The following is a 25,011-nucleotide window of genomic DNA, read 5'->3' as shown; positions in this document are numbered from 1 at the left end:
CCATGAGATGCATGTTGGGTCTGCTGACGGCGGCCCTTCTACTCATCGGCTGCGGCCCCGGCGAGGAGCCGGCAGCCGAGGCGCCGGCGGCGGACTCCACGCCCGACGCCGCAGCCCCGACACCCAATCCGACGCGGAACGCCTACTTCGGCGATCTCCACGTCCACACGCGCTACTCCCTCGACGGCTTCATCTTCGGCACCACGGCGGATCCCAACGCGGCCTACGAGTTCGCCAAGGGCGGCGCGATCCTGCATCCGGCTGGCTTCGAGATGAAACTCGACCGGCCACTCGACTTTCAGGCCGTGGCCGATCACGGCTGGTATCTCGGCATGCTCGCGGCGATGACCGATCCCTCTTCACCTGCCTACGATCACCCCATCGCCGAGGGCGTGCGCAATGCACGCTCCGCCGATGAGAGACGCGGCAACTTCATGGCCGTAGGCCCCTACTGGAACGCGGAACCGGGCACCGAAGAGCACCTGAACATGGAGATCGTGCGCGACGCCTGGGAGGAGATCCAGGCGGCCGCCAACCGGCACAACGATCCGGGGACCTTCACCGCCTTCATCGGCTACGAGTACACCTCTGCCGGCGAAGGGGGAAACAACCTGCACCGCAACGTGATCTTCCGCGGCGCCGCGGCTCCCGTACTTCCCTTCAACCGCGTCGACTCCTCCAACCCTGAAGATCTCTGGGCCGCAATGGACGGGTGGCGCGCCCGGGGCATCGACTCGCTGGCCATTCCGCACAACTCGAACGCCTCAGGGGGTCGCATGTTCGAGCTCGAGTACTACGACGGTGGTGCGATCGACGATGCCTACTCGGAGTTGCGCTCGCGCAACGAGCCGGTGGTCGAGATCACCCAGGTCAAGGGAACCTCCGACACCCATCCGGCGCTGTCGCGCAATGATGAGTGGGCCGAATTCGAGATCATGCCGTACAGGATCGGGTCCGTGGTCCTCAGTCTGCCGCTGGAAGGCAGCTACGTGCGTGACGCCTATCGACGGGGCCTTGCGATCGCGGACGGCGGCGTCGCGAACCCGTACGAATTCGGCCTGATCGGGTCGAGCGACAGCCATGTCGCGGGGGGCTCCTTCGAGGAGGACAACTACTGGTCCAAGACGGGCATTCTGGACGCCACGCCGCGGTTGCGCGGTTCGGTGCCGGGCACGGGCGTGATCGCCAGCTACGGCGATCCCTCGGAGCGGTCCGGATCCTCCACGCGCACCAGCGACGGCTCCGGCCGGACCTACCGCGACACCTACTACCACACCTGGGGCGCATCGGGCCTCGCCGGCGTCTGGGCGGAGGAGAACACGCGCGAGGCGATCTTCCAGGCCCTTCGGCGCAAGGAGGTCTTCGCCACATCGGGTCCGCGCATTCGGGTGCGCTTCTTCTCCCGGGCGGGGACCACGAGCGCCGATCTCGAGGATCCCGACTTCCTTCCCAAGGCCTACGCGGAAGGCGTACCGATGGGTGGCGACCTGTCCACCCCGAACGGGGCCGCACCAACCTTCGCGGCCTGGGCGCTGCGCGATCCTCTCGCCGCTCCGCTCGACCGGCTGCAGATCATCAAGGGATGGTCGGAGGATGGCAACAGCGAGGAGATGGTCTACGACGTCGCCTGTTCGGACGGCGCGGCCGTCGACCCCGCCACCCACCGCTGCCCGGACAACGGGGCGAGCGTCGATCTCGCCACCTGCGCCATCAGCGCGGACGTCGGGGCCAACGAACTCAGGGGCGTGTGGACCGACCCCGACTTCAACCCGGCGCACCGGGCCTTCTACTATGTGCGGGTGCTCGAGAACCCGACCTGCCGCTGGTCGACCTGGGATGCGCTGCGAGAGGGCGTCGAGCCGCGCCGGGACATGCCGTCCACGATCCAGGAGCGGGCCTGGTCGTCGCCGATCTGGTACCGCCCCTGAAGATCCTGGTCTTCGCCGACGTGCACGGGAACGCCGAGGCGCTCGCGGCGGTGCTCGAGAAGGAAAGCGACGTTGACGCGACGATCTTCCTCGGCGACACCGTGCTCTCAGGCCCGCAGCCGAACGAGACGATGGCGCTGCTCGCGGATCTCGACGGGATCCTCATCGAGGGCAATCACGACGTGGAGATGTTCGGGCCGGAGCGCTTCGAGGGCTGGCCGGCTCCTTGGCGGGCCTACACGAACTGGATTCTCGACACGCTGGAACCGGCGGGTTGGGAGCTGCTCCGTGGTCTGAAGTCCGAGGGTGAGTACGAAGTCGGCGGCCAACGGGTGTTCCTGCACCACGGCGTGCTACCCGACGAGCCCCGGCAGGCGCTGCCCGACACCCCCGACGAGCGGTTGGGCGCCCTGGCAGGGGGCACGGATTGCCCGATGGTGCTCTTCGGTCACTCCCACATCCAGTTCTGCCGGTCGATCGGTGGCCAGGAGTTCATCAACCCCGGCAGCGTCGGCCAGCCGCGCTGCGGCCGGCGGGTGGCCTGCTACGGGTTGATCGAGGACGGCGTCTTCCGGCACTGCCAGGTGGACTACGACCCGGGCCCGTGGCTCGAAGCGCTCGCCGACATTCGGCCGCTCGACGGGTTTCCGGAGTTCCGGGAGTGGCTGAAGAAGGCGTTGCTCGGCGGCTACGGGATCGGTGAGCGGGAGCCGTGGACACGGTTTGCGCGAGAGGGCTACGTGTAGCTGCAGCTCCTCGCCCGCGACTCCTCCTTCGACAAGGGGGGTCAGTCTTCCATGTTGAACCGCGCCCTGAACTCCGCGTAGCCCTCGTCGAACGTGCACGGATAGCCCTGAAGTGCGTCAGCCATCGTCTCCAGTGGCCCGCGGCGGAAGTACAGGTGCGCTCTTCTCAGCAACCCGTCGTCCTTCCGCCCGCGATACAGCTCCAGCACGCGTCCGGCGAAGTCGTGCCCGTACCCCATCGGTCCAACGAAATCGAGGGCGTGGTCCCCGATGGAGCGGTCGCTGAAGTCGATGATGTTGACCTGCTGGCTCTCCGCGTCCCAGAGAATGTGTTCTCCGCTCAGGTCTCCATGGACGAGGCACGTCGGAGGCGTTGACCGCAGTTCGCCGGCCAGTTCGGCGAGGAATGCTCTGACGACTCGGACTTCGCGCGGCGCAAGGCGCGGTAGCACGAGCGCCTCGGTGTCGCGACGGAGGTCTTCGAGGTCCTTCTGCGGGTCCTGCAGGGACACGCCACACTCGCGGACGACCGACTTCGGGGTCTCGTGGAGCGCGGTGAGGAACGTGGCGAGCTGTTCCGCTATCCGTTCTCTCTCCGTGTCGGAGAGGCCGCCGAAGGTGTCGACGTCGAGCTCGCGGCCGGCGAGAAGCGGGTAGCCGGCGAAGGAGCCGTCCGCGGACTCGTAGACGTAGTCGGGAATGCCGACGTCGACCCCCGGCCGGAGGTAGCGAAGGAGCCTGATTTCGTTCGCCAGCGCATCCCGGTACGCCTGGGCCTTGGGCGACCGAAAGACAAGCGCCTCGTCGAGGACGAGGACGGTATGGTCCCAGCCGTGCGTCAGGCAGCGGTGCGACGTCCAGGTGACGTCGGGGAACTCCTCCCGTATCCGCCGCAGGAACAGTTCTTCTTCCATAGGCCGACGACGTCCAGGCGGCCTTTCAAACCTGTCTACCCGGCAACCTGGCTACTCGCCGGGCTTGCGGCGCGCGCCCACCGAGGAGTGCTTGCGTTCGAGACGACGAAGCTCTTTCTCGATGCCAGGGCGCACATGCGGCTCGGCGAAGGCGAGCAGGGTCACGTAGAAGCCGCTGAGGCTCTTGAGCCGGAAGGCCTCGTCGTCGAGAACGCCGAATGCCCACAGATCGAGGGCCAGTTCCCAGCCCACGTGGAGCTGCACCTCGAGGAACTCCAGGCCAACCACGTTCCGTAGTTGACCGTTGTGCAGCGCCTCGGTGATCGCGGCGCGGACCGCTTCCTTGGACGACTTGAAGTGCGCTGCCTCGTCCTGCTGGGCGAGTCTCGACCAGGAGCCGGTCCTGAAGTCGGCCACGATGAGCGGCCGCAGCAGGTCACCGTTGTCGATGACGTACTGGAGAATGCCCTCCATGGCCCTCACGGCGCGTCGCAGGGGGTCGCGCGTAGCGCGAGCATCGGGAGCAGGTTCCTCGAGACGCTGCACCGAGTCCTTGATCAACGCCTGCAGGATCTGCTCGCGGGATCCCAGGAGGTTGTAGAGGGTGGTCACGCTCAGTCCGGCCTGACGGGCCAGCTTGCGCATGGACAGGCCCTCGGGTCCCGCTTCCTGAAGGAGGGAGCGGGCGGACTCCAGGATGCGCTGGCGGCGCGCCGCTACGTTGGCCTCGCGCCGGCCCATGGTTGCGCCGGCCCGGGGATTCTTGGCTTCAGGGTTCGTCATGTCTTGGCAGTTCCGGAGATGATACGCGCGTCTGTCGGCGCACCCGAACACGTTACACTGTTTCAAGTTTGCCGCGGTGGCGGCGGGAAGCCAGGGAGAACGAGAGTGACCGATATCAACGCAGCCGAACTGAAGCCGGTCGGGGAGTTCGGCTCGAAAGCCTGGTGCGAGGCCTGCGCCAGGTACGGCGTGCAGCTCCTCGAAGACGGCGATCTTTTTTTTTTTAATGATACGGCGACCACCGAGATCTACACCCATGCGCCGGAGCGGTTGCTGGAGAATGGCCGCGAGATGGCGGCGTACTACCTGATGGTCAAGGACGGCCGGATCACCGGTGGCGACGGCGCCCCGGAGGAGTGCCGGGAGCTGCCGGGATTCCACGTCAAGCTCCCCTGGGCCTCGATCTGCAACCAGTCGCGCACCAGGTACGGCCGCGAGGGTCAGATGCGGCGGTCGGCCCAGGAGAAGGTCATGTTCCAGCAGATCGAGGAGTTCGTCGGGCGGCCGAATCCCCTCGGGCTGGGAGGCGGCCCCAAGCATGTCTGGCCCCGGGAAGTCGGCATGGCGCTCGGCAAGGGCATGGAGGAAGGCGGCGGCCTGCACAACATCGCCGCCAGCCTCCAGATGTCCTCCCCGGAGTTCGCGGACTTTCCCACGACCGACATGGCGGTGCCGGATTTCGAGGCGATGAGCGAGGAGCAGAAGCGGCGCTTCCTAGAGCTCCTCGGCATCTAGGGCGAAGCGCACCGCCGTCCTGTACATAGACCCCACCGGTTCGCCGTTCTCCATCGCCGGCCGGAAAACCGCTCGTCGCATCGCCGCGACGGCGTTCTCGGTGAGACCGTGGGGCAACCGTTCCAGCACCTCGACGTCGACGACGCAACCTTCCTCGTCGATGCTGACCCCGAGGCCAACCACGCCCTCGACGCCCGCCTGGATCGCGTCGTCGGTGTACTTGTGGGCGACCTGGTAGATCATCTCGCCCGGCCTGCGGCCTGAGTTGGCCGCGGCGTCCTCGGCCGGGTTCGTGGCCTCCTCCCCTGCCGCACCGCGCGAGTGGCAGACGAGGATCCTCGCCCGGTCCGGGATCGGCCCTTCCGGCGAGATCGCCAGGATGCTCCTGGCCTCGGCGACGCCCTCTTCCGAGCGGCCGGAGTCGACCAGGAACCTGGCGAGGCGGTAGCGCGGCGCAAGCGACTCCTCGTCGTCCATGACCGCGATCGCGCGGCGGAAGTCGTCCTCGGCCTCTGCCACGGTCAGGGCGTTGCCGGCGTCCAGGTCGAACGTGACGACGGAGGTCGTGGCGGCGAGGTCGTCGCGCACGCCGACCGCGACGCGATGCGGCCCGGGCGCCGTGACCACGTCGACCGCGAACGGCCAGGAGAGTTGCCGCGCCCCTTCGATCTCCCCCTCCTTCACCAGGACGGGCACGGGATGCTCCGTCACCTCGGAAAAGCGGCCCTCTCCGTCGATCACCTGGACCCACAGGCGGACCCGGGCTTCGTGACCGTCGGCGACCGGGGCCAGGGTCAGCGGGCCGATCGGGATCGTGACCAGCATCCGCGACTGAACGTCGCCGCCGTCGAGGAGGACTTCGCTACCCGGGCGGCGGACCTGCGTGATCCGGACCGCCATGGGATTGGCGGCCTCTCCCATTGAGAGGGCCGCCAGCGTCAGGTCCGCCATCTCGGCTGAGATGGGCTTGTCGACGTAGCTGTCGCGGTGGCGAATCGACAGGCGCCCGCGGTAGCGCCGCTTCGCCTCGTCGGTCAGTTGGACCTCAACGCGGTGGGTGCGGCCCCGCTCGATGTGGGTCGGCGAGTAGCCGAGCGAATAGCGGTTCTGGAGGTCGCTGGCGATGCGGTCGAAGCCGCCCGCGAAGTTCCGCGTGTTGACGATCGCCCGGCCACCGGTGCGATCGGCCAGGCGGAGCAGCGGCTCCTCGAGATTGTTGGCACGCGTGAACTCGATGCTGGTGGAGAAGCGGAGATCCGCGGTGTTCATGCCGCTGACGCGCGCCCCGGCGGCGGCCACGCTGTGGAAGGTCACGCCGTTGGCGTTGGCGAGCGAGGCGAGTTCGTCGAATCGCCGGGAGAGGTCGTACTGGTAGGCCTCGAGGGAGGCGTTCGCGGCGTCAATGCCTCTTGTGTCCCTATACAGATCGACGTCTCGGAAGGGCGACTGGTTGGTGGAGCGCCAACGCCCGCGCCGATCGTCGAACCTCTCCTCGAGCGCCCGGAACAGATCCTCCGCCGGCCGCATGGGCAGTCCGTTGCTGATGTACAGGATGGCCTTGCGCCCCGGCAGGCCCGCCATCGTCCGGATTGCGTTCTCCAGGTTCACGATCGAGGCGTCGACCTCGCTTCTGATCATCGCGGCGAAGTCGCGGATCAGCTCCACCACCGCGCTGTAGCGGGGCGGAACCTTGTCGTCCCGGTTGAGTTCGCGCAGGATGTCCAGGCGCTGCGATTCGATGCGGTCGCGGCTGCCGACGACCCTCGCGACCTCGTGGGTCGCCTCTGCAACGCGCCAGGCCTCGGTGGTGAAGGGGAGCGCGACCTCGAACCTGCCCGCGTCGTAGACGGCGAGCATCGCGCGGTCGTACGGGCTGAGCTGGACGCTCAGGAAGTTGCGCAGGAAGGGCAGCAGCCGGTTGCGGTCCGTCGGCGTCAGGTTGTTGTTGTCGACGTAGACCATCAGGCTCAGCCGGTGCTCCGGCGGCGGTGGCTCGGCCGGGATGAAGCGGTCCAGGTCGCTCTCCCGGGGCCGGCGGTCCCGGGAGGTGGCCGCCGCCCGCTCCCGCGCGGTCGCGTCCAGGCCGTCCGTGAACTCGAAGAAGTTCGACAGTTCCACCGGGCGGCCGTCCTCCCGCACCTCGAAGTCGTCGGCCGTCAGGCCCGTCACCGGATTGCCGTCGCGATCGGACACCCACACGTCGACGTTGACGACGCGCACGTCGATCGTCTCGGCGAAGGTGTCTGGCGCGGGTTCCTGTCGTGCGTGGGCGGCGCCGTTCGCGGAGAGCAGCAGGAAGAGCACGCCGAGGGTGGCAGGACGTTTCATCCGGCGAAGCGTATCGCTGGGTCGTCGCCGGCCTTTGGCCGGCGGCAGTGTCTCTCGGAAGCGGACCAGAAGGTCCGCGCACCCAGAGCACGGCCTTGCCCGGTGGGGGACTCTCTACTGCAGGCCCATTGTTCGCAGTGACGCCATGTCATCCGCATGTAGAGAAGTCCACGAGATCGGGGCGGCTCTCTGGGTGCGCGGACCTTCTGGTCCGCTCGCCGCCGAAGGCGGCCAGAAAGATCGGCCGGCCAAAGGCCGGCACCGCCTTGAGGCGCGGGCACAGCTTCGAAGCGGCGACCGCTCTAGACCCTCAGCTCTCCTCGTGCAGCGTCACGACCCCCGCATCGCCATCGACGCTGATCTCCTGCCCAGGTGCCACCCGCTGGGTGATGTTGCCCGTCCCCACAACCGCAGGAATGCCGTACTCCCGCGCGACGATCGAGCCATGCCCCAGAATGCCGCCGATGTCGGTGACCAGGCCCGAGGCGTGAGCGAACAGCGGCGTCCAGGCGGGGTTCGTCATCGGGCACACGAGGATGGAGCCGGATCGCATCCGGTCGAACTCGGGCGGCGACTTGATCAGGCTCGCCGGCGCGGTGACGGTGCCGGGACTCACGGGGACGCCGCGCAGCGTGGAGCTGTTCGGGTCGTTGCGGGCCTGGGTCTCCTTGAAGGCGATCGACGGATGCTCGCTCGCCTCCGGCGGCACGGTGCCCGGCGGGTGAAGACGCTTACGCGCTTCCCGAAGCTCCCGGCGTTCGGCGGCGAGCGCGCCGAGATCGGGCCTGGCTTCGCTGCGCGCGCGGGCCTCGATCGCCTCGCGGATCTCGTCCGTGACGCAGAAGTAGATGTCGTCCGGCCGCGTGAAGGTACCGGCCTCGACCAGGCGCCGCCCCAGCTCCGCCGCCAGCGGGCGCAGCACGGGCCAGGCGCTGCCGAGGTAGAACATCGTCTCCTCGCGGATCGGGTAGAAGAGGTAGGTAAACCAGAGGCGGAAGCGGAACTGCCAGTACTCCAGGCCGTCGAGCAGCTCTTCGATCCGGGCGAGCGCCTCTTCCTTCTTGCGGCGCGCATCGATGTCGTGCCGCTCCGGGCTGTAGTCGCGGTTGGCGACCATCGTCTTCAGCGTGGCGAAGAAGGCGGTCGGATCCTCGCTCTGCGGCGGCTCCACGAAGTCGAGCGTGTAGCCCTGGTGCCCGAAGGTCTGGAGGTAGTCGTCGATCGCCTCGAGCGCCGGGCCGCTCGCCGGATGCTCCTCGAGCGCGGCCATGAGGCGTGAGGCCGGGGTCACCATCACGAGTTCCCACAGCGACTCGTCGGCCCGGATGCGCCTGGCGACCTCGAAGATCGCGTCGTTCGCTTCCATCGTCTTCGACTTGAAGCCGCTCAGGAACTGGCCGCTCGTGAAGTGGTGGTCCGGCAGCGTCTCGCGCAGGAAGCACTGGAGCTGGTCGTCGGTCGACTTGGCGACGCCGAAGGTGTGGCCGGTGTCGTTCGACCAGTAGTCGCCCTCGGCCACGCCCAGGTCGACGATGCCCTGGAGCAGGGTCTCGTCGGAGGCGGTGGCCGGATCGACCTGGCGCCATTCGCCGGTGATCCGGACCAGGCGCGGCATCGTCTTCTCCCTCCACTTCCTGAGCACGCCCTCGTTCCACTGGGTGCGATTGAAGGCGACGTAGGTCGGGTTCCGGCTCTCGGGCATGGTCACCCGCTGCGCCAGGGACTCGCCGAGTTCGGCTGAGGCTGCCCAGGCGTCGAAGGCGCGGCTGTCCTCGTCGCCGAGCGCATCCCGAAACAGCTTCAGGTCGTGCTCCGCCATCTCGAGGTTCTCCGCGGGGGAGTCCTTGCGCCGCTCGGCCATGGCGCGTTCGGCGGCCTCCAGCTCGTCCTCGGTCGGCTTCCTGATCTCCGTGTTGTCGCCGTCCGGGAAGAGCATTTGCCAGTCCCCGCGCTGGTAGGCGAATCCGTGCATCGTGACGAACACCGGACCGCCGCCCACCATCATGCTCTTGCCGCCGCGGGCCTTCTCGAGACCCACAGTCAGGTAGAGCTCCTCGAACAGCGGACAGATCGGGTCCGGCATGTTCTCGACGATCTGGCGGCGCGTCAGGATGCGGGCCGGAGGAGTCGGCTCCCATTCGACCTCGATCGGCTGCGGCGGCAGGTTCGTGATCGGCCGCGACTGCAGCAGATAGAGCGTGCCGCCGGAGATCGCCCACTCGATGTCCTGGGGCACGCCGTCGAACCGCGCCTCTACCTGGCCGCCCAGCTCGACCAGTTCGCGGATGGCGTCCGGCGACAAGGACGAACGACCGCGGTCGGCCTCGTCGATCTCTTCGAGACGCGTTCCCTGGTCGCCGTCCTGGACGATCCGCAGTTCCTTGGTGCCGATGATCGTCTCGGTGGCTTCGCCGCTCGCGCGGTCGACGACGTAGGTGTCGGGCGTCACCTGTCCGCCGACGACCGCCTCGCCGAGGCCGAAGCTGGCGTTGACGATCGCCTCGGAGCGCTCGCCCGTAGCCGGATTCGCCGTGAACAGGATGCCCGAGACCTCCGACGGCACCATGATCTGGACGACGACCGCCATCGCCACCTTGCCCTGGTCGATGCCCATCTGGTGGCGGTAGGCGATCGCGCGGGGGGTCCACAGCGACGCCCAGCAGTCGCGCACCGCCTGGACGACGGCGTCCTCGCCGCGCACGTTGAGGTAGGTGTCCTGCTGGCCGGCGAAGGACGCCTCCGGCAGGTCCTCGGCGTTGGCGGACGAGCGCACCGCGACCGGCGGGTTCGCGGGCTTGAGCGCCCCGAAATCCCTCGCAGGCTCGGTGTTTCGGCCCATCCCGTCCTGGCCCGGGAGCTTTCGCCGCGAACTCGCTTCGCTGCGTTCTGCGGCGCAAGCTCCCAGACCTCGGTAGGCGGCGGCGATCTCGGCGGCCGCGAGGTCGGAGAGGGCCGGCGAGGCCAGGAGTTCCTGGATCGCCGCCGACGCCCGGTCGAACGAGACGGCGCCGTTCACGAGTTCGGGCTTGGCCAACTCGACGATCCGTTGCTGCAGACCGTTCGCCGCGACAAATTCCCGGTACGCGGCTGTCGTGACCTGGAAGCCGCCCGGCACCGCGAAGCCGGCGTTCGCCGCCCGCGCCAGCGAGCGGCCCTTGCCGCCCAGGAGGTCGAGGTCGTCGTCGCAGGTGTCGAGCGGCCGGACGAAGGATGCGGCCGTGGCGGAGAGCTGGTCCATCGATCTCAGTTCCAGAAGCGGTCCAGCCGCGTCCAGGACCGGATCGGGATCACCTCGCCGGTGAGCAGGTCCGAGGCCGGCGAGGCCAGGAAGAGACAGAGGTCGGCGACGTCTTCGGGGTCGGGCGGTCGCTCGAGGCGGGGCACGGGCGTGCCGTCTTCCTTCTCGGCCGGCTGGATGACGCCCCACTTCACCATCGCGGGCGTCGCGATCAACCCGGGCGCCACGCAGTTGACGCGGATGTTGTGCTTCGCCCACTGGAAGGCCAGGTTGTTGCTCAGGCTGATCACGCCCGCCTTGGCCGCCGAGTAGTGGAGCATGCCGGGGTGGCCCTTGGTGCCGGCCACGGACGAGATGTTGATGATGTTGCCGCTTTGCTGCTCGATCATCTGCTTGCCGGCGGCGATGCAGCAGAGCCAGGTGCCGGTCAGGTTCAGGTCGACGATGCGCTGCCACTCGTCGTAGGGCGTGTCCTCGGGCATGCGCGGCGTGGCGCCCCCGCCGGCGTTGTTGACCATGACGTCGAGCCGCCCGAAGGCGCCGACGGTCTCCGCGATCAACGCGTCGACCTGGTCAGGGACCGTGATGTCGCAGCCGACGGCCATGGCGGTTCCGCCGGCCGACTCGATCTCGCCGACGACGCCGTCCAGGTTCTCCTTCTTGCGCGACGCGACGACGACCCTCGCCCCCGCCTCGGCGTAGATCTTGGCGATACAGGTGCCGATGCCGCCGGCGCCGCCGGTGACGATAGCGACGCGATCCGTCAGGTCGAGCTTGGTCATTCCTTCACTCTCCCGGTCGTGATGCCGCCGCCCGCGCCGTCTCCGGGCGTTCCGGGAACGATGCGCGCTTCGCAGCCCCCGCCCGGCGGGATCAGCCAGTCGCAGCCGGGCGTGTTCCCTGGGCCGTCGTCGTGGCAGGCGAGCAGCGCCGCGTAGTCGTCCTTCAGGCTGCCTGGCCGGCGCGGCGGCATGAAGCCGTTCACGTGGACCTGGCCGCCCTCCAGCAGGCGGGCCGTCCTGGTCGGCGCCCGGTGGCAGTCGAGACAGGCGTTGCCTTCGATGTAGGGCGTCCGCAGGTCCCAGTGCGTTCCGCCGACCACCCAGTAGGGCGCGTCAGGATCCACCCATCCGGGGAGGACGGTTTCGCTGGGGTTGGACGGCAGCCTGGCGCCGTCGATCCAGGGGTCGTGCAGGAAGGCGTTGTTCTGGTGGCACTGGGCGCATTGGACGCCGGGCGGCGGCGGAATCCAGGCACGGTCGAAGTCGTCGTCCTCGGGACCGGGCAGTTTCCCGGCCAGCAGGCCCCGGTCGTCCATGTGAAGGTACTCCCTGGCCTGTATGAGGTCGCCCTTCCCGTCCGGCGACTCGAAGAAGCAGGTCGCGCCCGTCGTCTTGTTGTGTCCGATCATCTGGACGGAGGAGATGCCCCTCTCGAAGAGCTCCCGGCCGGCCGAGCGGCAGAACCAGGCCCAGACGACGTCTTCCAGCGGGCTGCCGTCGGCCGCCTTTCCCTGCGCCCTGCCGATCCGCGAGCCGACGTTGCAGTTGCCCTTGAAGTCAGGTGTGTCGCACTGGCGGTAGCCAGGGCTCTCGAAGACCTCGACCCCGTCGACGTGGATCGGGATGCGCACGCCCGTGCCGCAGTCGACCGTCGGCGGCACGCCGACGTGCGGCAGGCACATCGCGGCGTACTCGGACGCCGTCTCCGGCATCGTCTGCGCCTTGCCGCCGGGGATGCAGGCGTCCTGAGCCACCGCCGCGGACTGCGCCGTCGTCGCGAGCAGCGCAGCCGCCAGGGCCGACCGTGAGATCGCTCGAAGCTCCATCCGATCCTCCCTCGTTCCGGCCGCCAGTGTACCGAACTTGTAACAGTGTCTCAATTTGGGATCTGTCGGCGCGCCGGCCCTCTGGCCGGCTTCCGGACCTCTGCGGCGCCCGGTTTAGCTAACCTGCCGCGTGTGAATCGCGTTCTACCCGGTTGGGACGCCGGCCTCCTGCTGGCTTGCCTTCTCGCCGTACCCCTCCAGGCGCAGCCGCCCGGCGCGGCGACGGACGCCCCGGCGGAGCTGATCGCGAGGATCGAGGCGCCGCGCGAGGCTGAGTCGAGCGACGACGCCGGCAAGAGCCTCGCCGAGCTGATGGAGAAGCACGGCATCTCCGCGCTCAGCGTCGCCGTCGTCGAGGACTACCGGCTGCACTGGGCCAGGGCCTGGGGCGTCGCGGACGAATCGACCGGCGCGCTCGCCGAAACGGACACGCTCTTCCAGGCCGCCTCGATCAGCAAGCCGGTGTCGGCGATGGCGGTGCTCCGGGCGGTGCAGGACGGACTCTTCGGCCTGGACGACGACATCAACTCGATCCTCCGTTCCTGGCGACTGGAGGAGGATGCCGAGCTGCTAGCCGAGACCCCGGTGACGCCGCGGATGCTGCTGAGCATGACGGCCGGCACCACAGTTTCGGGATTCCCCGGCTACAAGCCCGGCGTCGAACTGCCGACCGTTCCCGAGGTCCTCGGGCGCAAGGGCGAGGACACGCCAGCGAACACCGACCCGGTCGTCGTCGGCTGGCAGCCCGGAACCCGCTACCAGTACTCGGGAGGCGGTTCCACGATCCTGCAGCTCGCCCTGAGCGACGTTCGGGCCAAGCCGTTTGAGCAGATCCTCCAGGAGACCGTCCTCGACCCGCTTGGCATGACCCGTAGTTGCTTCTGCCAGCCCCTGCCGGAGGCACTCCACGGCCACGCGGCGCGGGCCGGTGGGTCGACGACCGGCAGTGCCGCGAACGACCGCAAGCCCCGCGCGCCCTGGCACGTCTACCCGGAGCTCTACGCCGCCGGGCTCTGGACGACGCCGTCGGACCTGGCGAAGTTCCTGATCGAGGTGCAGCTTTCCCTGGAGGGGCGCTCGAACCGCATCCTCACCCCCGAGTTCACCCGCAGGATGGTGACACCCGGAGGCGTGGGCCACTACGCTCTCGGCTTCACCACCGGCTCGGAGACTCCGCATCGTCCCGCGCCGCCCGGAGAAGCGGACCGCTTCTTCGGACACACCGGCGGCAACTGGGGCTTCCGCGGCAACTTCGTCGGTTCGCTCGAAGGAGGTAACGGCTATGTCATCCTGGCCAGCGGCAGTGTTGCCAACCCGGTCATCTTCATCGAGCTGCCGACCAGAATCCGCGCCGCCTACGGCTGGGACTAGCGGCGTCCTCGCCGCGGCCCTCCTGGCCGCGGCCTGCGCCGCGCCACCGGCCCCCGACATGACGTTGACCGAAACCGAGCAGCTCTTCCAGCAGCGCCTCGACGAACTCCGCGCGGAACTCGGCTTCATCGGCGCCACCGCCGCCTTCGTCCTCCCGGACGGCAGCGAAGGCGTCGCCGCGACTGGCTACGCTGACCCGGAGAACAACCTGCCGATGGATCCTGCGCACCGCATGCCGGGAGGCAGCATCGGCAAGACGATCGCCGCCACCACGGCGCTCAGCATGGTGAACGAGGGCCTGCTCGGCCTCGACGATCTGGCCTCGCGCTGGCTCGGCGACGAACCGTGGTGGACCCGCCTGCCCAACCACGAGACGATGACCCTCCGCCACCTGCTCAGCCACTCGAGCGGGCTCACCGACCACGTCTACGACGAGGCCTGGCGCCGCGAGGCGCGGTCCCGGCGCGGCCCGGCCGGCGACCCCGACGCCTGGTTCGAGCCGCGGGATCTGGTCCAGTACGTCCTCGACAAGGAACCCCTGTTCCCGGCCGGCGAGGGCTACGCCTACACCGACACCGGCTACATCGTCGCGGGCCTCATCATGGAGGCGGCCTCCGGCGGCGCGTATCACGACGAGGCCAGGCGCCGCGTGCTCGACCGTCACGATCTCCCTCGCACGGTGGAGCAGATCGGCCGCACGTTCCCCGACCTTGCCCCCGGCCACGTCGGCGAGGACAACCCCTTCTCGCTTCCGGCCAGGACCGCCGAGGGCGACGTGATGGCCTTCAGCCCTCAAACGGAGTGGACCGGCGGCGGCTACGTGTCCAACTCACGCGACCTGGCCCGCTGGGCGAAGATCCTCTATGAAGAACGCGCCCTCGAGGGACCGTACCTGGAGGAGATGCTGAACTCCGGCTACCGCGGCGAAGACGCGGGCTCAACCTACGGCCTCGGCGTCTACCGGGCTGACAGTCCGCACGGCGAACTCATCGGCCACGGCGGCTGGTTTCCCGGCTGGCGCTCCACGATGTACTACCACCCGGCCTCCGGTATCGCGGTCGCGGTCCAGTTCAATCAGAACGAACTCGACTTCCGCAACGAAGTCCGCGACGCCCTGCTCGCCCTCCTCCTCGAACGGCGTTGACCCGCGCGGCGCCGGCGCGTGGACTGGCTTCGCTATCGTGGCGAGCCGTGCACGGAGCCTGTTCCGCCTCGACCGGCTCACGGACTCGCGTCGCCGCCGCGGGTCCGGTCGCGATGGCGCTTCTCGGGGCCCTTGGGTTCCTGGGCACCGCCGTGCTTCTGGCCCAGGAAGGCCCGACTCACGCGATCGCCTACTTCGGCGAACCGAAGTACGCCGCGGACGTTCCCCACTTCGATTACGTCAACCCGGATGCGCCCAAGGGCGGCGAAGTGCGGCTCTTTCTCCCGGGCACGTTCAACAACCTGCACCCGTACTCGGACAAGGGCCGCCCCGAGCTCTTCAACTGGTGGCGGCGCTCGACGATCACCCTCGATCGGCTGATGATGCAGTCCGAGGACGAGCTCTCGAGCCTCTACTGCCTGCTGTGCGCGACGGTCGAGATCGCGGAGGACTACAGTTGGGTGGCCTTCACACTCCGGCCCGAGGCGCGATGGCACGACGGCATGCCGGTCACGGTGGACGATGTCGTGTGGACCTTCGAGACGCTCAAGACCGACGGTACGGTCAGCTTCAAGGCCACCTGGCGTCACGTGGAGGGCATCGAGGCGTTGGGGGAGCGCTCGTTTCGCTTCCTCTTCGCCGCCGACAGGAGGAACCGCAGATCGGTGATGGAGGCCGCCGCCTTCTTCCCGATGCCGAAGCACTACTGGCAGGACCGGGACTTCACGGCGACCACCATGGAGCCGCCGCTCGGCAACGGCGCCTACCGCATCGGCGAGGTCGACACCGGCCGGCGGATCGTCTTCGAGCGCGTCCCCGACTACTGGGCGAAGGACCTGAACTTCAAGCGCGGGTACCACAACTTCGATCGCTTCGGCGTCCTCTACTTCCGTGACATCAAGGCGGGCATCCAGGCGCTCAAGGCCCGCGTTGTCGATTACTACCGCGACCAGGACGAGCGCGAGTTCGCCACGGCCTACGACTTTGCTGAGGTCGACACGGGGCTCTTCAACAAGGAGACCTACCGGATGGCGGAGACCTACGGGATGCACTGGTCGGTCGTCTTCAACTCCCGCCTGCCGCTGTTCGCGGACATCCGCGTCCGCGAGGCGCTGACCCTCGCCTACAACTTCGACTGGGGCAACCGGACCCTTCAGTACGGCGCCCTGCGGCGAAACAGCACGTTCTTCCTGGGTTCGGGGATGGCGTCGTGCGGTCTGCCGTCGCCCGAAGAGCTGGCGCTGCTCGAACCGCTGCGCGAGCACGTCCCCGAGCGCGTGTTCACGCAGGAGTTCGTCCTTCCCGAGACCGACGGCTACGGCCGCAACCGGGAGGCGCTCCTGCGTGCCGGGGAGTTGCTGGACGAGGCCGGCTGGGTCGTGCGCGACTTCCGGCGCGTCAACGAGGCGACGGGAGAGCGGCTCCGGTTCGAGATCATGGTCCAGTTGAGGGAGCACGAGCGCATGCTCGTGCCGTACGTGGAGAACCTGAAACGGCTAGGCATCCAGGCGACCGTCCGCCGCGTCGAGGCGAACATCCACACGAATCGTGCGCGGCGCTACGAGTTCGACATGACGATGCAGAAGATCTACACGCACCGAGTCCCGCGGCCGACGCTCATGCGCAACCTCATGCGGTCGGACGGCGCCGAGCTACCGAACCTGCTCAACTACGCGGGGATCGACAGTCCGGCCGTGGACGCCCTGGTGGAGAGGGTGATCGGGGCCGAGACCGAGGAGGAGATGAACATCGCGGGGCGGGCGCTCGACCGGGTGCTCCTGTGGAGCTTCTACGTCATCCCGGAGGGCGCTCCCAAGGGTCGCCACCTCCTCTACTGGGATCGCTTCGGCCATCCGCCGCTCGGGCGCGAGCACATGAACTGGACCGGCTTCCCGCACCTCTGGTGGTTCGACGCGGAGAAGAGCGCCCGGGTCGACGCCGCCCTGGGCGAGACCCGCTAGGGCCCGGGTCGTCAACGCCGCCGGACGCCCCGCATGCTCCTCTACGTCCTGCGCCGCATCCTCCTCATGGTGCCGACGCTGGTCGGCGTGCTGCTGATCAACTTCGTCATCATCCAGGCGGCGCCCGGGGGACCGGTGGACCAGGCGATCGCCCGGCTCCAGGGCACCGGCCTCGACGCGGGGGTCGGGCTCCTCGGCGGCGGGGCGGGCGCGACCCTGGAGACCGAGCTCACCGCCACCGGCGGCATCGACCCGGCGCTGATCGAGGAGCTCGAGCGCCAGTTCGGCTTCGACAGGCCGGCGCACGTGCGTTTCGGCATCATGCTGCGCGACTACCTGCGCTTCGACCTGGGCGAGAGCTTCTACCAGGATGTGCCGGTCATCGACCTCGTCCTGGACCGGCTTCCCGTGTCGATGTCGCTGGGCCTCTGGACCCTGCTTATCGTCTACTCGGTGTCGATTCCTCTCGGCATCCGCAAGGCGACCGCCGACGGTTCCCCGTTCGACATCTGGACGAGCGTCGTGATCCTGGTCGGCTACGCGATCCCCGCCTTCATCCTCGCCGTGCTGCTGATCGTCCTGTTCGCGCGCGGCGGGATGATCGAGTACTTCCCGCTGCGCGGCCTGGTGTCCGAGGACTTCGGTGATCTGGGTCTCTGGGCCCAGGTGAAGGACTACTTCTGGCACCTGGTGCTGCCGATCTCGGCCCTGGTCGCCGGGAGCTTCGCGACCCTCACGATGCTGACCAAGAACTCGTTCCTGGACGAGATCCACAAGCAGTACGTGCTGACGGCCAAGGCGAAGGGTCTGCGGACGCGCCGAGTGCTCTACGGCCACGTGTTCCGCAACGCGATGCTGATCGTCATCGCCGGGTTCCCGAGGGCCCTGGTCGGGGCGCTGTTCACCGGCGTGCTCCTCGCCGAGATCATCTTCTCGCTCGACGGACTGGGCCTCCTCGGCTTCGAGGCGATCGTCACCCGGGACTACCCGATCATCTTCGGGACGCTCTACATCTCGACCCTGCTGGCGCTCGTGCTGCAACTCCTGACGGACGTGACGTACACGTTGACGGATCCGCGGATCGACTTCGAGAGGCGGGACGTGTGAGCAGCTTGGCGCAGAGGAGATGGGCCGCTTTCAAGGCGAACCGGCGCGGCTACTGGTCGCTCCGGATCTTCCTCGTCATCTTCGGCGCCACGCTGTTCGCCGAGGTGCTCGCCGACGACAAGCCCCTGGTCGTTCGTCACGAGGGCCGGTTCTACTTTCCGATCGTCGCGACGTATGCCGAGACCGAGTTCGGCGGCGTGTTCGAGACGGAGGCCGACTACCGCGAGGAGTTCGTCAAGGACCTCGTGCGGGACGGCGGCGGCTGGATGATCTGGCCGCCGATTCCCTACGCGCACGACACGATCGACTACGAGCTGCCCGGCCCGGCCCCCTATCCGCCGTCCGCCCGGCACTGGCTGGGCACGGACGACGTCGGCAAGGACGTGCTCGCGGGCCTCATCTACGGCATCCGGCTGTCCTTCCTGTTCGGGCTCGTGCTCACGGCCCTGAGCTCGATCATCGGCGTGCTGGCGGGCGCCGTCCAGGGCTACCTGGGAGGCAAGGTGGATCTGTTCGGCCAGCGCCTGATCGAGATCTGGGCCGGTCTCCCGATCCTCTTCGTCCTGATCATTCTCTCCAGCATCGTCGAGTCGAACGTGTTCTGGCTTCTCGGCATCCTGGTCGCGTTCAGTTGGATGGCGCTCGTGGGCGTGGTGCGGGCCGAGGTTCTGCGGGCGCGGAACTTCCAGTACGTGACGGCCGCGCGGGCCCTGGGAGCGGGGGATCGGCGGATCGTCCGCCGGCATGTCCTGCCCAACGCGATGGTCGCGACCTTCACCTTCCTGCCGTTCATCCTCACCGGGTCGATCACGCTCCTGACGTCGCTCGACTTCCTCGGCTTCGGCCTGCCCGCCGACGCGCCTTCGCTCGGCCGGCTGCTCGCCCAGGGACGCGCCAACCTGCACGCCCCGTGGCTGGGCGTCATGTCCTTCTTCACCCTGGCCACGCTCTTGACGCTGGTCATCTTCATCGGCGAAGCGCTGCGCGACGCCTTCGACCCGCGCCGGACCGGGATGCAGTCGTGACGGCGCCTCCGTTTCTCGAGATCGCCGACCTCGCCGTCGCCTTCGACGGCGTTGAGGTCGTCCACGGGCTCGACCTGCGGCTCGACCGGGGCGAGTCCGTCGCCCTGGTCGGCGAGTCCGGCTCTGGCAAGTCGGTCACGGCGCTGTCGGTCCTTCAACTGCTTTCCTATCCCCGCGCCTCGCATCCGACCGGCTCGATCCTCGTGGACGGCGAAGAAGTCGTCGGTGCCGACGAGAAGGACATGCGTCCACTCCGCGCCGGCCGGATCTCCATGGTCTTCCAGGAGCCGATGACCTCGCTGAATCCGCTCCACACGATCAGGAAGCAGGTCGAGGAGGTGCTGGCGGTGCATGCGGGTCTGAGCGGACCCGCCGCTAGGGAACGCACCGTGGAACTGCTCGAACTCGTGGGCCTGCAGGAAGCACGCGAGCGGCTGGACTCCTACCCGCACCAGCTCTCCGGCGGCCAGCGGCAGCGGGTGATGATCGCGATGGCGATCGCGGGCGACCCGGACCTGCTCATCGCCGACGAGCCGACGACGGCGCTCGACGTCACCGTCCAGGCCCAGATGCTGGCCCTGATCAAGGAGCTGCAGGAGCGGCTCGGGATGGCGCTGCTGCTGATCACCCACGACCTCGGGATCGTCCGCTTCATGGCGGATCGGGTGTACGTGATGGAGCGGGGCCGCGTCGTAGAGGACGGCCCGACGGCCGAGGTCTTCGAGCGACCGCGGCATGCCTACACGCGCAAGCTGATCGACGCCGAGCCGCGAAGCGTCTCCCCGATCGCCGAGGACGACGCGTCGGCCCTGGTCGAAACGAAGAACCTGACCGTGGAGTTCCCGCTGCGGGGCTGGCCGCGGAAGAAGACCCTGGTGGCCGTCGACGACGTGTGCCTCAGCGTGCGGCGGGGACACAGCCTCGGCGTCGTCGGCGAATCAGGCAGCGGCAAGACGACCCTGGCGATGGCGATGGTGCGCCTGATCTCGAGCCGCGGCGGGATCCTCTTCGACGGCGAAGCGATCCACGAGCTGGGCTTCAGGCAGCTCAAGCCGCTCCGCCGGTCGATGCAGATCGTCTTCCAGGACCCGTACGGCAGCCTGTCGCCCCGCCTGACCGTCGAGGAGATCGTCTCCGAGGGGCTGGCGATCCACGAACCGGGCATGAGCGCGGGCGAGCGCCGCGACCGGGTCGCCGAAGTCCTGACCGAAGTCGGCCTCGATCCGGAGATCGGGCGCCGCTACCCGCACGAGTTCTCCGGCGGCCAGCGCCAGCGGATCGCCGTCGCCCGCGCGATGATCCTCCGACCGCGCTTCGTCGTGCTGGACGAGCCGACGTCTTCGCTCGACATGACGGTCCAGGCGCAGATCGTGGAGCTGTTGCTCGACCTCCAGCAACGCCAGGGGCTCACCTACCTCTTCATCAGCCACGACCTGAAGGTCGTGCGCGCCCTGTGCGACGAGATCGCCGTCATGAAGGACGGCCGCATCGTCGAGCAGGGGCCGGCCGGCCAGCTCTTCGACGCGCCGCGCGAGCCGTACACTAAGGCGCTGATGAACGCCGCTCTGTAACCGCGAGCGATCCCACGAAAGGAGCGTCCATGACCCGGACGACGAGACACTGGCCGCTGGCGGCGGCCGTTGCCGCCACGTCACTACTGCTCGCACCAGCCGCCGCGACGGCCCAGGAGGCGGAAGCCGCCGAAGAGGAACACGCTCACGCGGAGGAAGACGAGCACGCCCACGAGCACGAGTTCGACGAAGAGATCGTCGTCCTCGGCAGCCGCGCGCACGCCCGCTCGGTGACCGAATCGCAGGTCCCCATCGACGCGATCCCGGTCGAGGACATCACGCGCCAGGGCGCCGCCGCGCTCGACTACCAGTTGCGGAACCTGATTCCCTCCTTCAACGTCGCGACCCACCCGATCAGCGACGCGGCGACGCTCGTGCGGCCGTCCAGCCTGCGCAACCTGGCCCACGACCACACGCTGATCCTGGTCAACGGCAAGCGGCGCCACCGGTCGTCCGTCGTCGCCTGGTTCGGCGGCGTGACGGACGGTGCCCAGGGGCCCGACATCTCGACGATCCCGGCGATCGCCCTGCAGCGGGTCGAGGTGCTGCGCGACGGCGCGTCGGCCCAGTACGGCTCGGACGCGATCGCGGGCGTCATCAACTTCCTGCTCAAGGACGACGCCTCGGGCGGCGGCATCGAACTGAACAGCGGCAGCTACATCGCCGGCGACGGCGCGGGCTACAGCGTGGCGGGCAACTTCGGATTGCCGATGGGTGAGAACGGCTTCGCCAACCTGAGCTTCGAGTACGGCGAGGCGGACCCGACCAGCCGCAGCGTGCAGCGCCAGGATGCGGCCGCGCTGATCGCCGCCGGCAACCACGACGTCCTGCAGCCGGTGCAGATCTGGGGCAACCCCGAGATCGAGGACGACGTGAAGCTGTTCGCCAACATCGGCCACCGCTCCGACGGCGGCCTGGAGTTCTACGGCTTCGCCAACTACGCGGAGAAGAAGATGACGGAGGGCTTCTTCTTCCGCAATCCGAACTCGCGGCAGAGCATCTACAGCCTCGACGGCGGCGAGACGCTGCTGATCGGCGACGTCCTCCGCGCCAACGGCATGGGCTCGGCGAACTGCCCGACGGTCACGGTGACGAACAACGTGCCCGACCCGGCCGCTCTCGCCCAGGTCTTCGCCGACCCGAACTGCTTCTCCTTCCAGGAGATCGCCCCGGGCGGCTTCACCCCGCAGTTCGGCGGCTGGATCACCGACCGTTCGATCGTCGCGGGCTTCCGGAAGGAGCTGGACAACGGCTTCACCTGGGACCTGTCCGCCAGCCTCGGCTCGCACGAGTCCGACTTCTTCTTCATGAACACCGTCAACGCGTCGCTCGGCCCGGACACGCCGCGCGACTTCGACCCCGGCCTGTACGAGCAGGAAGACGTCAACCTGAACTTCGACGTCTCCTACTCCGTGTCGCACCGGCTCAGCGTCGCCGCCGGCGCCGAGTGGCGCGACGAGAGCTTCACCGTCGGCGCCGGGGGGAGGCCGTCCTGGGAGGTCGGTCCCTACGCGGAGCAGGGCTTCATTCCCGCTTCGAACGGCTTTCCCGGTTTCCCCGACTACACGGCCGGGACCTGGAGCCGCGAGAACGTGGCCGTCTACGGCGACGTCGAGCTGCACGGCGAGGACGACCAGTGGGGCCTGGGCGCAGCTCTCCGGGTCGAGGACTACGACGTCTTCGGCAACACGACGAACGGCAAGCTCTCGTTTCGCCGGGAACTGAGCGAGACAGCCGCGATCCGCGGCGGCGTCAGCACCGGCTTCCGCGCGCCGACGCCGGGGCAGCAGAACGCGCTCAACGTGCAGACGACGATCGACTCGGTGACCCTGGAACTCGTCGACAGCGCCACGGTGCCCTCCACCTTCATCGCGGCGGAACTGCGCGGAGGCAAGCCGCTCGAGCCCGAGGAGTCGGTCCACGCGACGGCCGGCCTGGTGATCGACAACGGGCCGTTCACACTGACCGCCGACCTGTTCAACGTCGACATCGACGACCGGCTGTCGCTCTCGCAGGTCCTCACGCTCACCGAGGACGAGCGCGAACTGCTGCTCTCGCAGAGCATCACCTCGGCGCGCAACCTGTCCTTCTTCCGCTTCTTCATCAACGACTTCTCGACCCGCACGCAGGGCATCGACCTCGTCTCGACCTGGATTCCGGTCGCCTTCGACGGCGACACCGAGGTCAGCTTCACCCTGAACTACACCGACACCGAGGTCACGAAGGACTCCGACCTGCTGAGCCCCGCCGACGTGGTCTCCATCGAACGCGGCGTGCCGCGCCTGCGCTGGAACGTCGCGGTGGGCCAGCAGGTGGGCCCGGTCGGCCTGCTGGGACGGCTGAGCTACTACGGCTCCTGGATCGACTACTACTACACGCGGCTATGGGCCGACGCGGCGCCGCCGGTCCAGGATTCGGCCTTCATCTTCGACTTCGAGGCCACGATCCCGGTCGTCGCGGACACGACTGTTTCCGTCGGCGCTCAGAACATGTTCGATGTCCTGGCGTCCGCGCCGGCACCGCTGGTCGACGTGCTGGGTTCGCGGTACAGCCCGGTGACCCCGTGGGGCCTCAGCGGCGGGTACTACTACGCCCGGTTGAACTACAGGTGGGGGCGGTAGCGGTCGCCGGCCGTTGGCCGGCGGCGTGTTCTGGCCGCCTTCGGCGGCAAGCGGACCAGAAGGTCCGCGCACCCAGAGAGCCGCTTCGGTGTGGCTCGCTTCTCTACATGCGGTTGACATGACGCCGCTGCGGGCGCAACCCAACTGCAGCAGGGCATCCCGCAGAACCCCACGCCCGTTACTCTGGGTGCGCGGACCTTCTGGTCCGCATCAAGCGCGATGCCGCGAAGCGGCGAGCGCGAGCCTCCACTACTCGCGGCGAAGCGCGAGCCGCCGATACTCGTCCTCCAGCACCCACAACCGATCCTGCCCCCAGGCCGCTACCGACCCCACCCGAAACGACGGCACACCCCACAGCCCAAGATCGAACAACTCCTCCCGGTTCCGCTCCGCCTCCTCCCGCCACGCCGGATCGTCCAGGTAGCCGCGGCCCTCGCTCCAGTCCAGCCCGGCCTCTTCAACGATCCGCCGCAACCCCCGGTCCGACCCCGCATCGACCGCCTGTGAGAACGCCAGCGTCATGAACGACCGGAAGTACTCGATGCCCTTCCCCTGCTCGATCGCCCAGGGCAGCAGCGAGTAGCCGCGCTCCACCGGCTTGCCGACCGGATCGGAGATGGGACCGAACGGAACGCCGTTCCGCCGCGCCTCGCGCGCCGCGTCGAGCAGGATGTAGACGCGCTTCGACCGCTTCACCGGCAGGCCGCGCATGACCATCGGCAGGACGAAGCGGATCCGCAGGTTGACGCCGAATGCCTCGGCCAGGCGAATCACACGCTCGGTCGAGATCCAGGTGTACGGGCTCCGGAAGGAAGCGAAGAAGTGGAGGTCGGGAAGGTTCGCTGCTTCGAGACCGTCGACCGGAACCGGCTCCTCGAGCAGCCGCGGCTGCTCGTAGATCGGCGCGACTGCTGTTGGTGCGCCGGCCGTGGCGCGGGCCTTCTGGCCCGCGGTACCGGCATCCGGGTCGCCTGCTGACCGCCGCGCCCCCAGATCGGCAAGCCGCTCCTCCAGGTACGCAAGCCGATCGATCCCCCAGGTCCACTCACCACCGTAGAAGCAGGTGCCGCCGAGGTAGTGGCCGAGTTCCGCGCGCCGTTCCGTGCCGGCGCGAAGCGCGACCTGGAGTGCCGCGTCGGTCGTCGCATCCTCGACCCACTGGGTGCGCCGGCCTTCTGGCCGGCTTCCGGACGGGTCGCCAGAGGCGGCCGCATCAGGTCCCAGCGAATCGCTAGCGGCCGACGCCATCTCCCACAGCCCCTTGGCCAACATCACAGCCGCTTCCAGCGTCGCCCGCGCTCCCGGCTCCCCCGGCGCCGGCAGCGTCGCGGCCAGTTCCCGCTGAACCTCCAGCACCTTCTCAGACCTCGGCGGTGTCTCCGACGTCGCATGAAACCCCGCCTTCTCAGCCAACCGCCGCGCGTCCACGAGCGAATACGACTCCAGCAGCGCCCGCGCCGGCGCCGCCCAGTCCTCCGGCGGCTCGACCAACCAGGTCACCACCTCCACGTCGTAGCGGTCCTGGACCTTCACCAGCGCCTGCGCCAGCAGATGCGAGTACGGATCGTCGACCTGGTGGAAGAACTCGATCCGGTGTGGCTCCCCCTTGCGCCTGCGTTCCCGCTCCGCGCGCGCCCTGGCCTTGTCGCGCCTGCGCTCGTCGAGGAGATGGGTGGAGAACTGCTTCGAGGCGAAGGACTTGATCGACATG

The 25,011-nt window shown here is 68.5% G+C and carries 17 protein-coding genes; 10 read left to right on the top strand and 7 right to left on the bottom strand.

All coding sequences use genetic code 11. The features are described 5' to 3' along the window. Window positions 1–2: 2 nt before the first annotated feature. Both OXG83_14515 and OXG83_14510 read left to right on the top strand, forming a co-directional pair. Complete coding sequence (locus tag OXG83_14515; protein ID MCY3966246.1) at window positions 3–1,928, top strand: DUF3604 domain-containing protein; 1,926 nt, start codon at window positions 3–5, stop codon at window positions 1,926–1,928. Further along, the gene (locus OXG83_14510; GenBank protein MCY3966245.1) at window positions 1,817–2,674 is read left to right on the top strand and encodes a metallophosphoesterase family protein; all 858 of its coding nucleotides are present in this window, start codon (window positions 1,817–1,819) and stop codon (window positions 2,672–2,674) included. The genes OXG83_14515 and OXG83_14510 overlap by 112 nt, the downstream gene beginning before the upstream one ends. 41 nt (window positions 2,675–2,715) lie before the next feature. Here OXG83_14510 and OXG83_14505 read toward each other — a convergent pair whose 3' ends face one another. After that, a complete protein-coding gene (locus OXG83_14505) occupies window positions 2,716–3,588 on the bottom strand; it encodes an aminoglycoside phosphotransferase family protein (GenBank protein ID MCY3966244.1) in 873 nt (290 codons plus the stop codon). Between the two features lie 51 nt (window positions 3,589–3,639). Continuing rightward, window positions 3,640–4,371 carry a TetR/AcrR family transcriptional regulator gene (locus OXG83_14500; protein ID MCY3966243.1) on the bottom strand — a complete coding sequence of 244 codons (732 nt, stop codon included), beginning with the start codon at window positions 4,369–4,371 and terminating at the stop codon, window positions 3,640–3,642. Window positions 4,372–4,476: 105 nt separating this feature from the next. Here OXG83_14500 and OXG83_14495 point away from each other — a divergent pair, with 105 nt between their 5' ends. Beyond that, on the top strand, window positions 4,477–5,106 hold the full coding sequence (locus OXG83_14495) for a hypothetical protein (protein MCY3966242.1): 630 nt from the start codon (window positions 4,477–4,479) through the stop codon (window positions 5,104–5,106). Here OXG83_14495 and OXG83_14490 read toward each other — a convergent pair. The 4 genes from OXG83_14490 to OXG83_14475 all read right to left on the bottom strand — a co-directional run bounded on the left by OXG83_14490 (window position 5,086) and on the right by OXG83_14475 (window position 12,500). Continuing rightward, entirely contained in the window at window positions 5,086–7,434 is a 2,349-nt protein-coding gene (locus OXG83_14490; GenBank protein MCY3966241.1) for a VWA domain-containing protein, read from the bottom strand. The genes OXG83_14495 and OXG83_14490 overlap by 21 nt on opposite strands. 310 nt (window positions 7,435–7,744) lie before the next feature. Then, a complete protein-coding gene (locus OXG83_14485; protein ID MCY3966240.1) occupies window positions 7,745–10,672 on the bottom strand; it encodes a PEP-utilizing enzyme in 2,928 nt (975 codons plus the stop codon). Between the two features lie 5 nt (window positions 10,673–10,677). Beyond that, entirely contained in the window at window positions 10,678–11,454 is a 777-nt protein-coding gene (locus OXG83_14480; GenBank protein MCY3966239.1) for an SDR family NAD(P)-dependent oxidoreductase, read from the bottom strand. Next, a complete protein-coding gene (locus OXG83_14475) occupies window positions 11,451–12,500 on the bottom strand; it encodes a hypothetical protein (GenBank protein MCY3966238.1) in 1,050 nt (349 codons plus the stop codon). The genes OXG83_14480 and OXG83_14475 overlap by 4 nt, the downstream gene beginning before the upstream one ends. 132 nt (window positions 12,501–12,632) lie before the next feature. Between OXG83_14475 and OXG83_14470 the strand changes: the two genes are divergently transcribed. The 7 genes from OXG83_14470 (at window position 12,633) to OXG83_14440 (ending at window position 23,300) form a co-directional block, all read left to right on the top strand. Continuing rightward, window positions 12,633–13,871: a serine hydrolase gene (locus OXG83_14470; GenBank protein ID MCY3966237.1), complete on the top strand. Its 1,239-nt coding sequence runs from the start codon at window positions 12,633–12,635 to the stop codon at window positions 13,869–13,871. 58 nt (window positions 13,872–13,929) lie between these two features. Next, window positions 13,930–15,015, top strand: a complete 1,086-nt coding sequence (locus tag OXG83_14465; GenBank protein MCY3966236.1) for a serine hydrolase — start codon at window positions 13,930–13,932, stop codon at window positions 15,013–15,015. A gap of 113 nt (window positions 15,016–15,128) precedes the next feature. Next, entirely contained in the window at window positions 15,129–16,976 is a 1,848-nt protein-coding gene (locus OXG83_14460) for an extracellular solute-binding protein (protein MCY3966235.1), read from the top strand. 33 nt (window positions 16,977–17,009) lie between these two features. Continuing rightward, a complete protein-coding gene (gene yejB, locus OXG83_14455) occupies window positions 17,010–18,083 on the top strand; it encodes a microcin C ABC transporter permease YejB (protein ID MCY3966234.1) in 1,074 nt (357 codons plus the stop codon). Continuing rightward, the gene (locus OXG83_14450; GenBank protein ID MCY3966233.1) at window positions 18,080–19,108 is read left to right on the top strand and encodes an ABC transporter permease; all 1,029 of its coding nucleotides are present in this window, start codon (window positions 18,080–18,082) and stop codon (window positions 19,106–19,108) included. Before yejB ends, OXG83_14450 begins: the two co-directional genes overlap by 4 nt. Before the next feature lie 20 nt (window positions 19,109–19,128). Next, window positions 19,129–20,679 carry an ABC transporter ATP-binding protein gene (locus OXG83_14445; protein MCY3966232.1) on the top strand — a complete coding sequence of 517 codons (1,551 nt, stop codon included), beginning with the start codon at window positions 19,129–19,131 and terminating at the stop codon, window positions 20,677–20,679. Window positions 20,680–20,708: 29 nt separating this feature from the next. Continuing rightward, a complete protein-coding gene (locus OXG83_14440; GenBank protein ID MCY3966231.1) occupies window positions 20,709–23,300 on the top strand; it encodes a TonB-dependent receptor in 2,592 nt (863 codons plus the stop codon). Between the two features lie 249 nt (window positions 23,301–23,549). On the opposite strand, the gene OXG83_14435 is transcribed toward OXG83_14440, so the two are convergent. Further along, complete coding sequence (locus OXG83_14435) at window positions 23,550–25,010, bottom strand: DsbA family protein (GenBank protein MCY3966230.1); 1,461 nt, start codon at window positions 25,008–25,010, stop codon at window positions 23,550–23,552. Window position 25,011 lies beyond the last annotated feature (1 nt).

This window comes from Acidobacteriota bacterium, from assembly GCA_026707545.1.
GTDB lineage: Bacteria > Acidobacteriota > Thermoanaerobaculia > Multivoradales > Multivoraceae > Multivorans.
Note: the sequence above shows the minus strand (reverse complement) of the source record. Positions and strands in the feature narration are given on the sequence as shown.

Bases quoted from the DNA above. Each gene is read 5' to 3' on its own strand.
- OXG83_14515 (MCY3966246.1), top strand. From the start codon at position 3: ATGAGATGCATGTTGGGTCTGCTGACGGCGGCCCTTCTACTCATCGGC.
- OXG83_14505 (MCY3966244.1), bottom strand. From the start codon at position 3,588: ATGGAAGAAGAACTGTTCCTGCGGCGGATACGGGAGGAGTTCCCCGAC.
- OXG83_14500 (MCY3966243.1), bottom strand. From the start codon at position 4,371: ATGACGAACCCTGAAGCCAAGAATCCCCGGGCCGGCGCAACCATGGGC.
- OXG83_14490 (MCY3966241.1), bottom strand. From the start codon at position 7,434: ATGAAACGTCCTGCCACCCTCGGCGTGCTCTTCCTGCTGCTCTCCGCG.
- OXG83_14485 (MCY3966240.1), bottom strand. From the start codon at position 10,672: ATGGACCAGCTCTCCGCCACGGCCGCATCCTTCGTCCGGCCGCTCGAC.
- OXG83_14480 (MCY3966239.1), bottom strand. From the start codon at position 11,454: ATGACCAAGCTCGACCTGACGGATCGCGTCGCTATCGTCACCGGCGGC.
- OXG83_14475 (MCY3966238.1), bottom strand. From the start codon at position 12,500: ATGGAGCTTCGAGCGATCTCACGGTCGGCCCTGGCGGCTGCGCTGCTC.
- OXG83_14465 (MCY3966236.1), top strand. From the start codon at position 13,930: ATGACGTTGACCGAAACCGAGCAGCTCTTCCAGCAGCGCCTCGACGAA.
- OXG83_14460 (MCY3966235.1), top strand. From the start codon at position 15,129: ATGGCGCTTCTCGGGGCCCTTGGGTTCCTGGGCACCGCCGTGCTTCTG.
- yejB (MCY3966234.1), top strand. From the start codon at position 17,010: ATGCTCCTCTACGTCCTGCGCCGCATCCTCCTCATGGTGCCGACGCTG.
- OXG83_14440 (MCY3966231.1), top strand. From the start codon at position 20,709: ATGACCCGGACGACGAGACACTGGCCGCTGGCGGCGGCCGTTGCCGCC.
- OXG83_14435 (MCY3966230.1), bottom strand. From the start codon at position 25,010: ATGTCGATCAAGTCCTTCGCCTCGAAGCAGTTCTCCACCCATCTCCTC.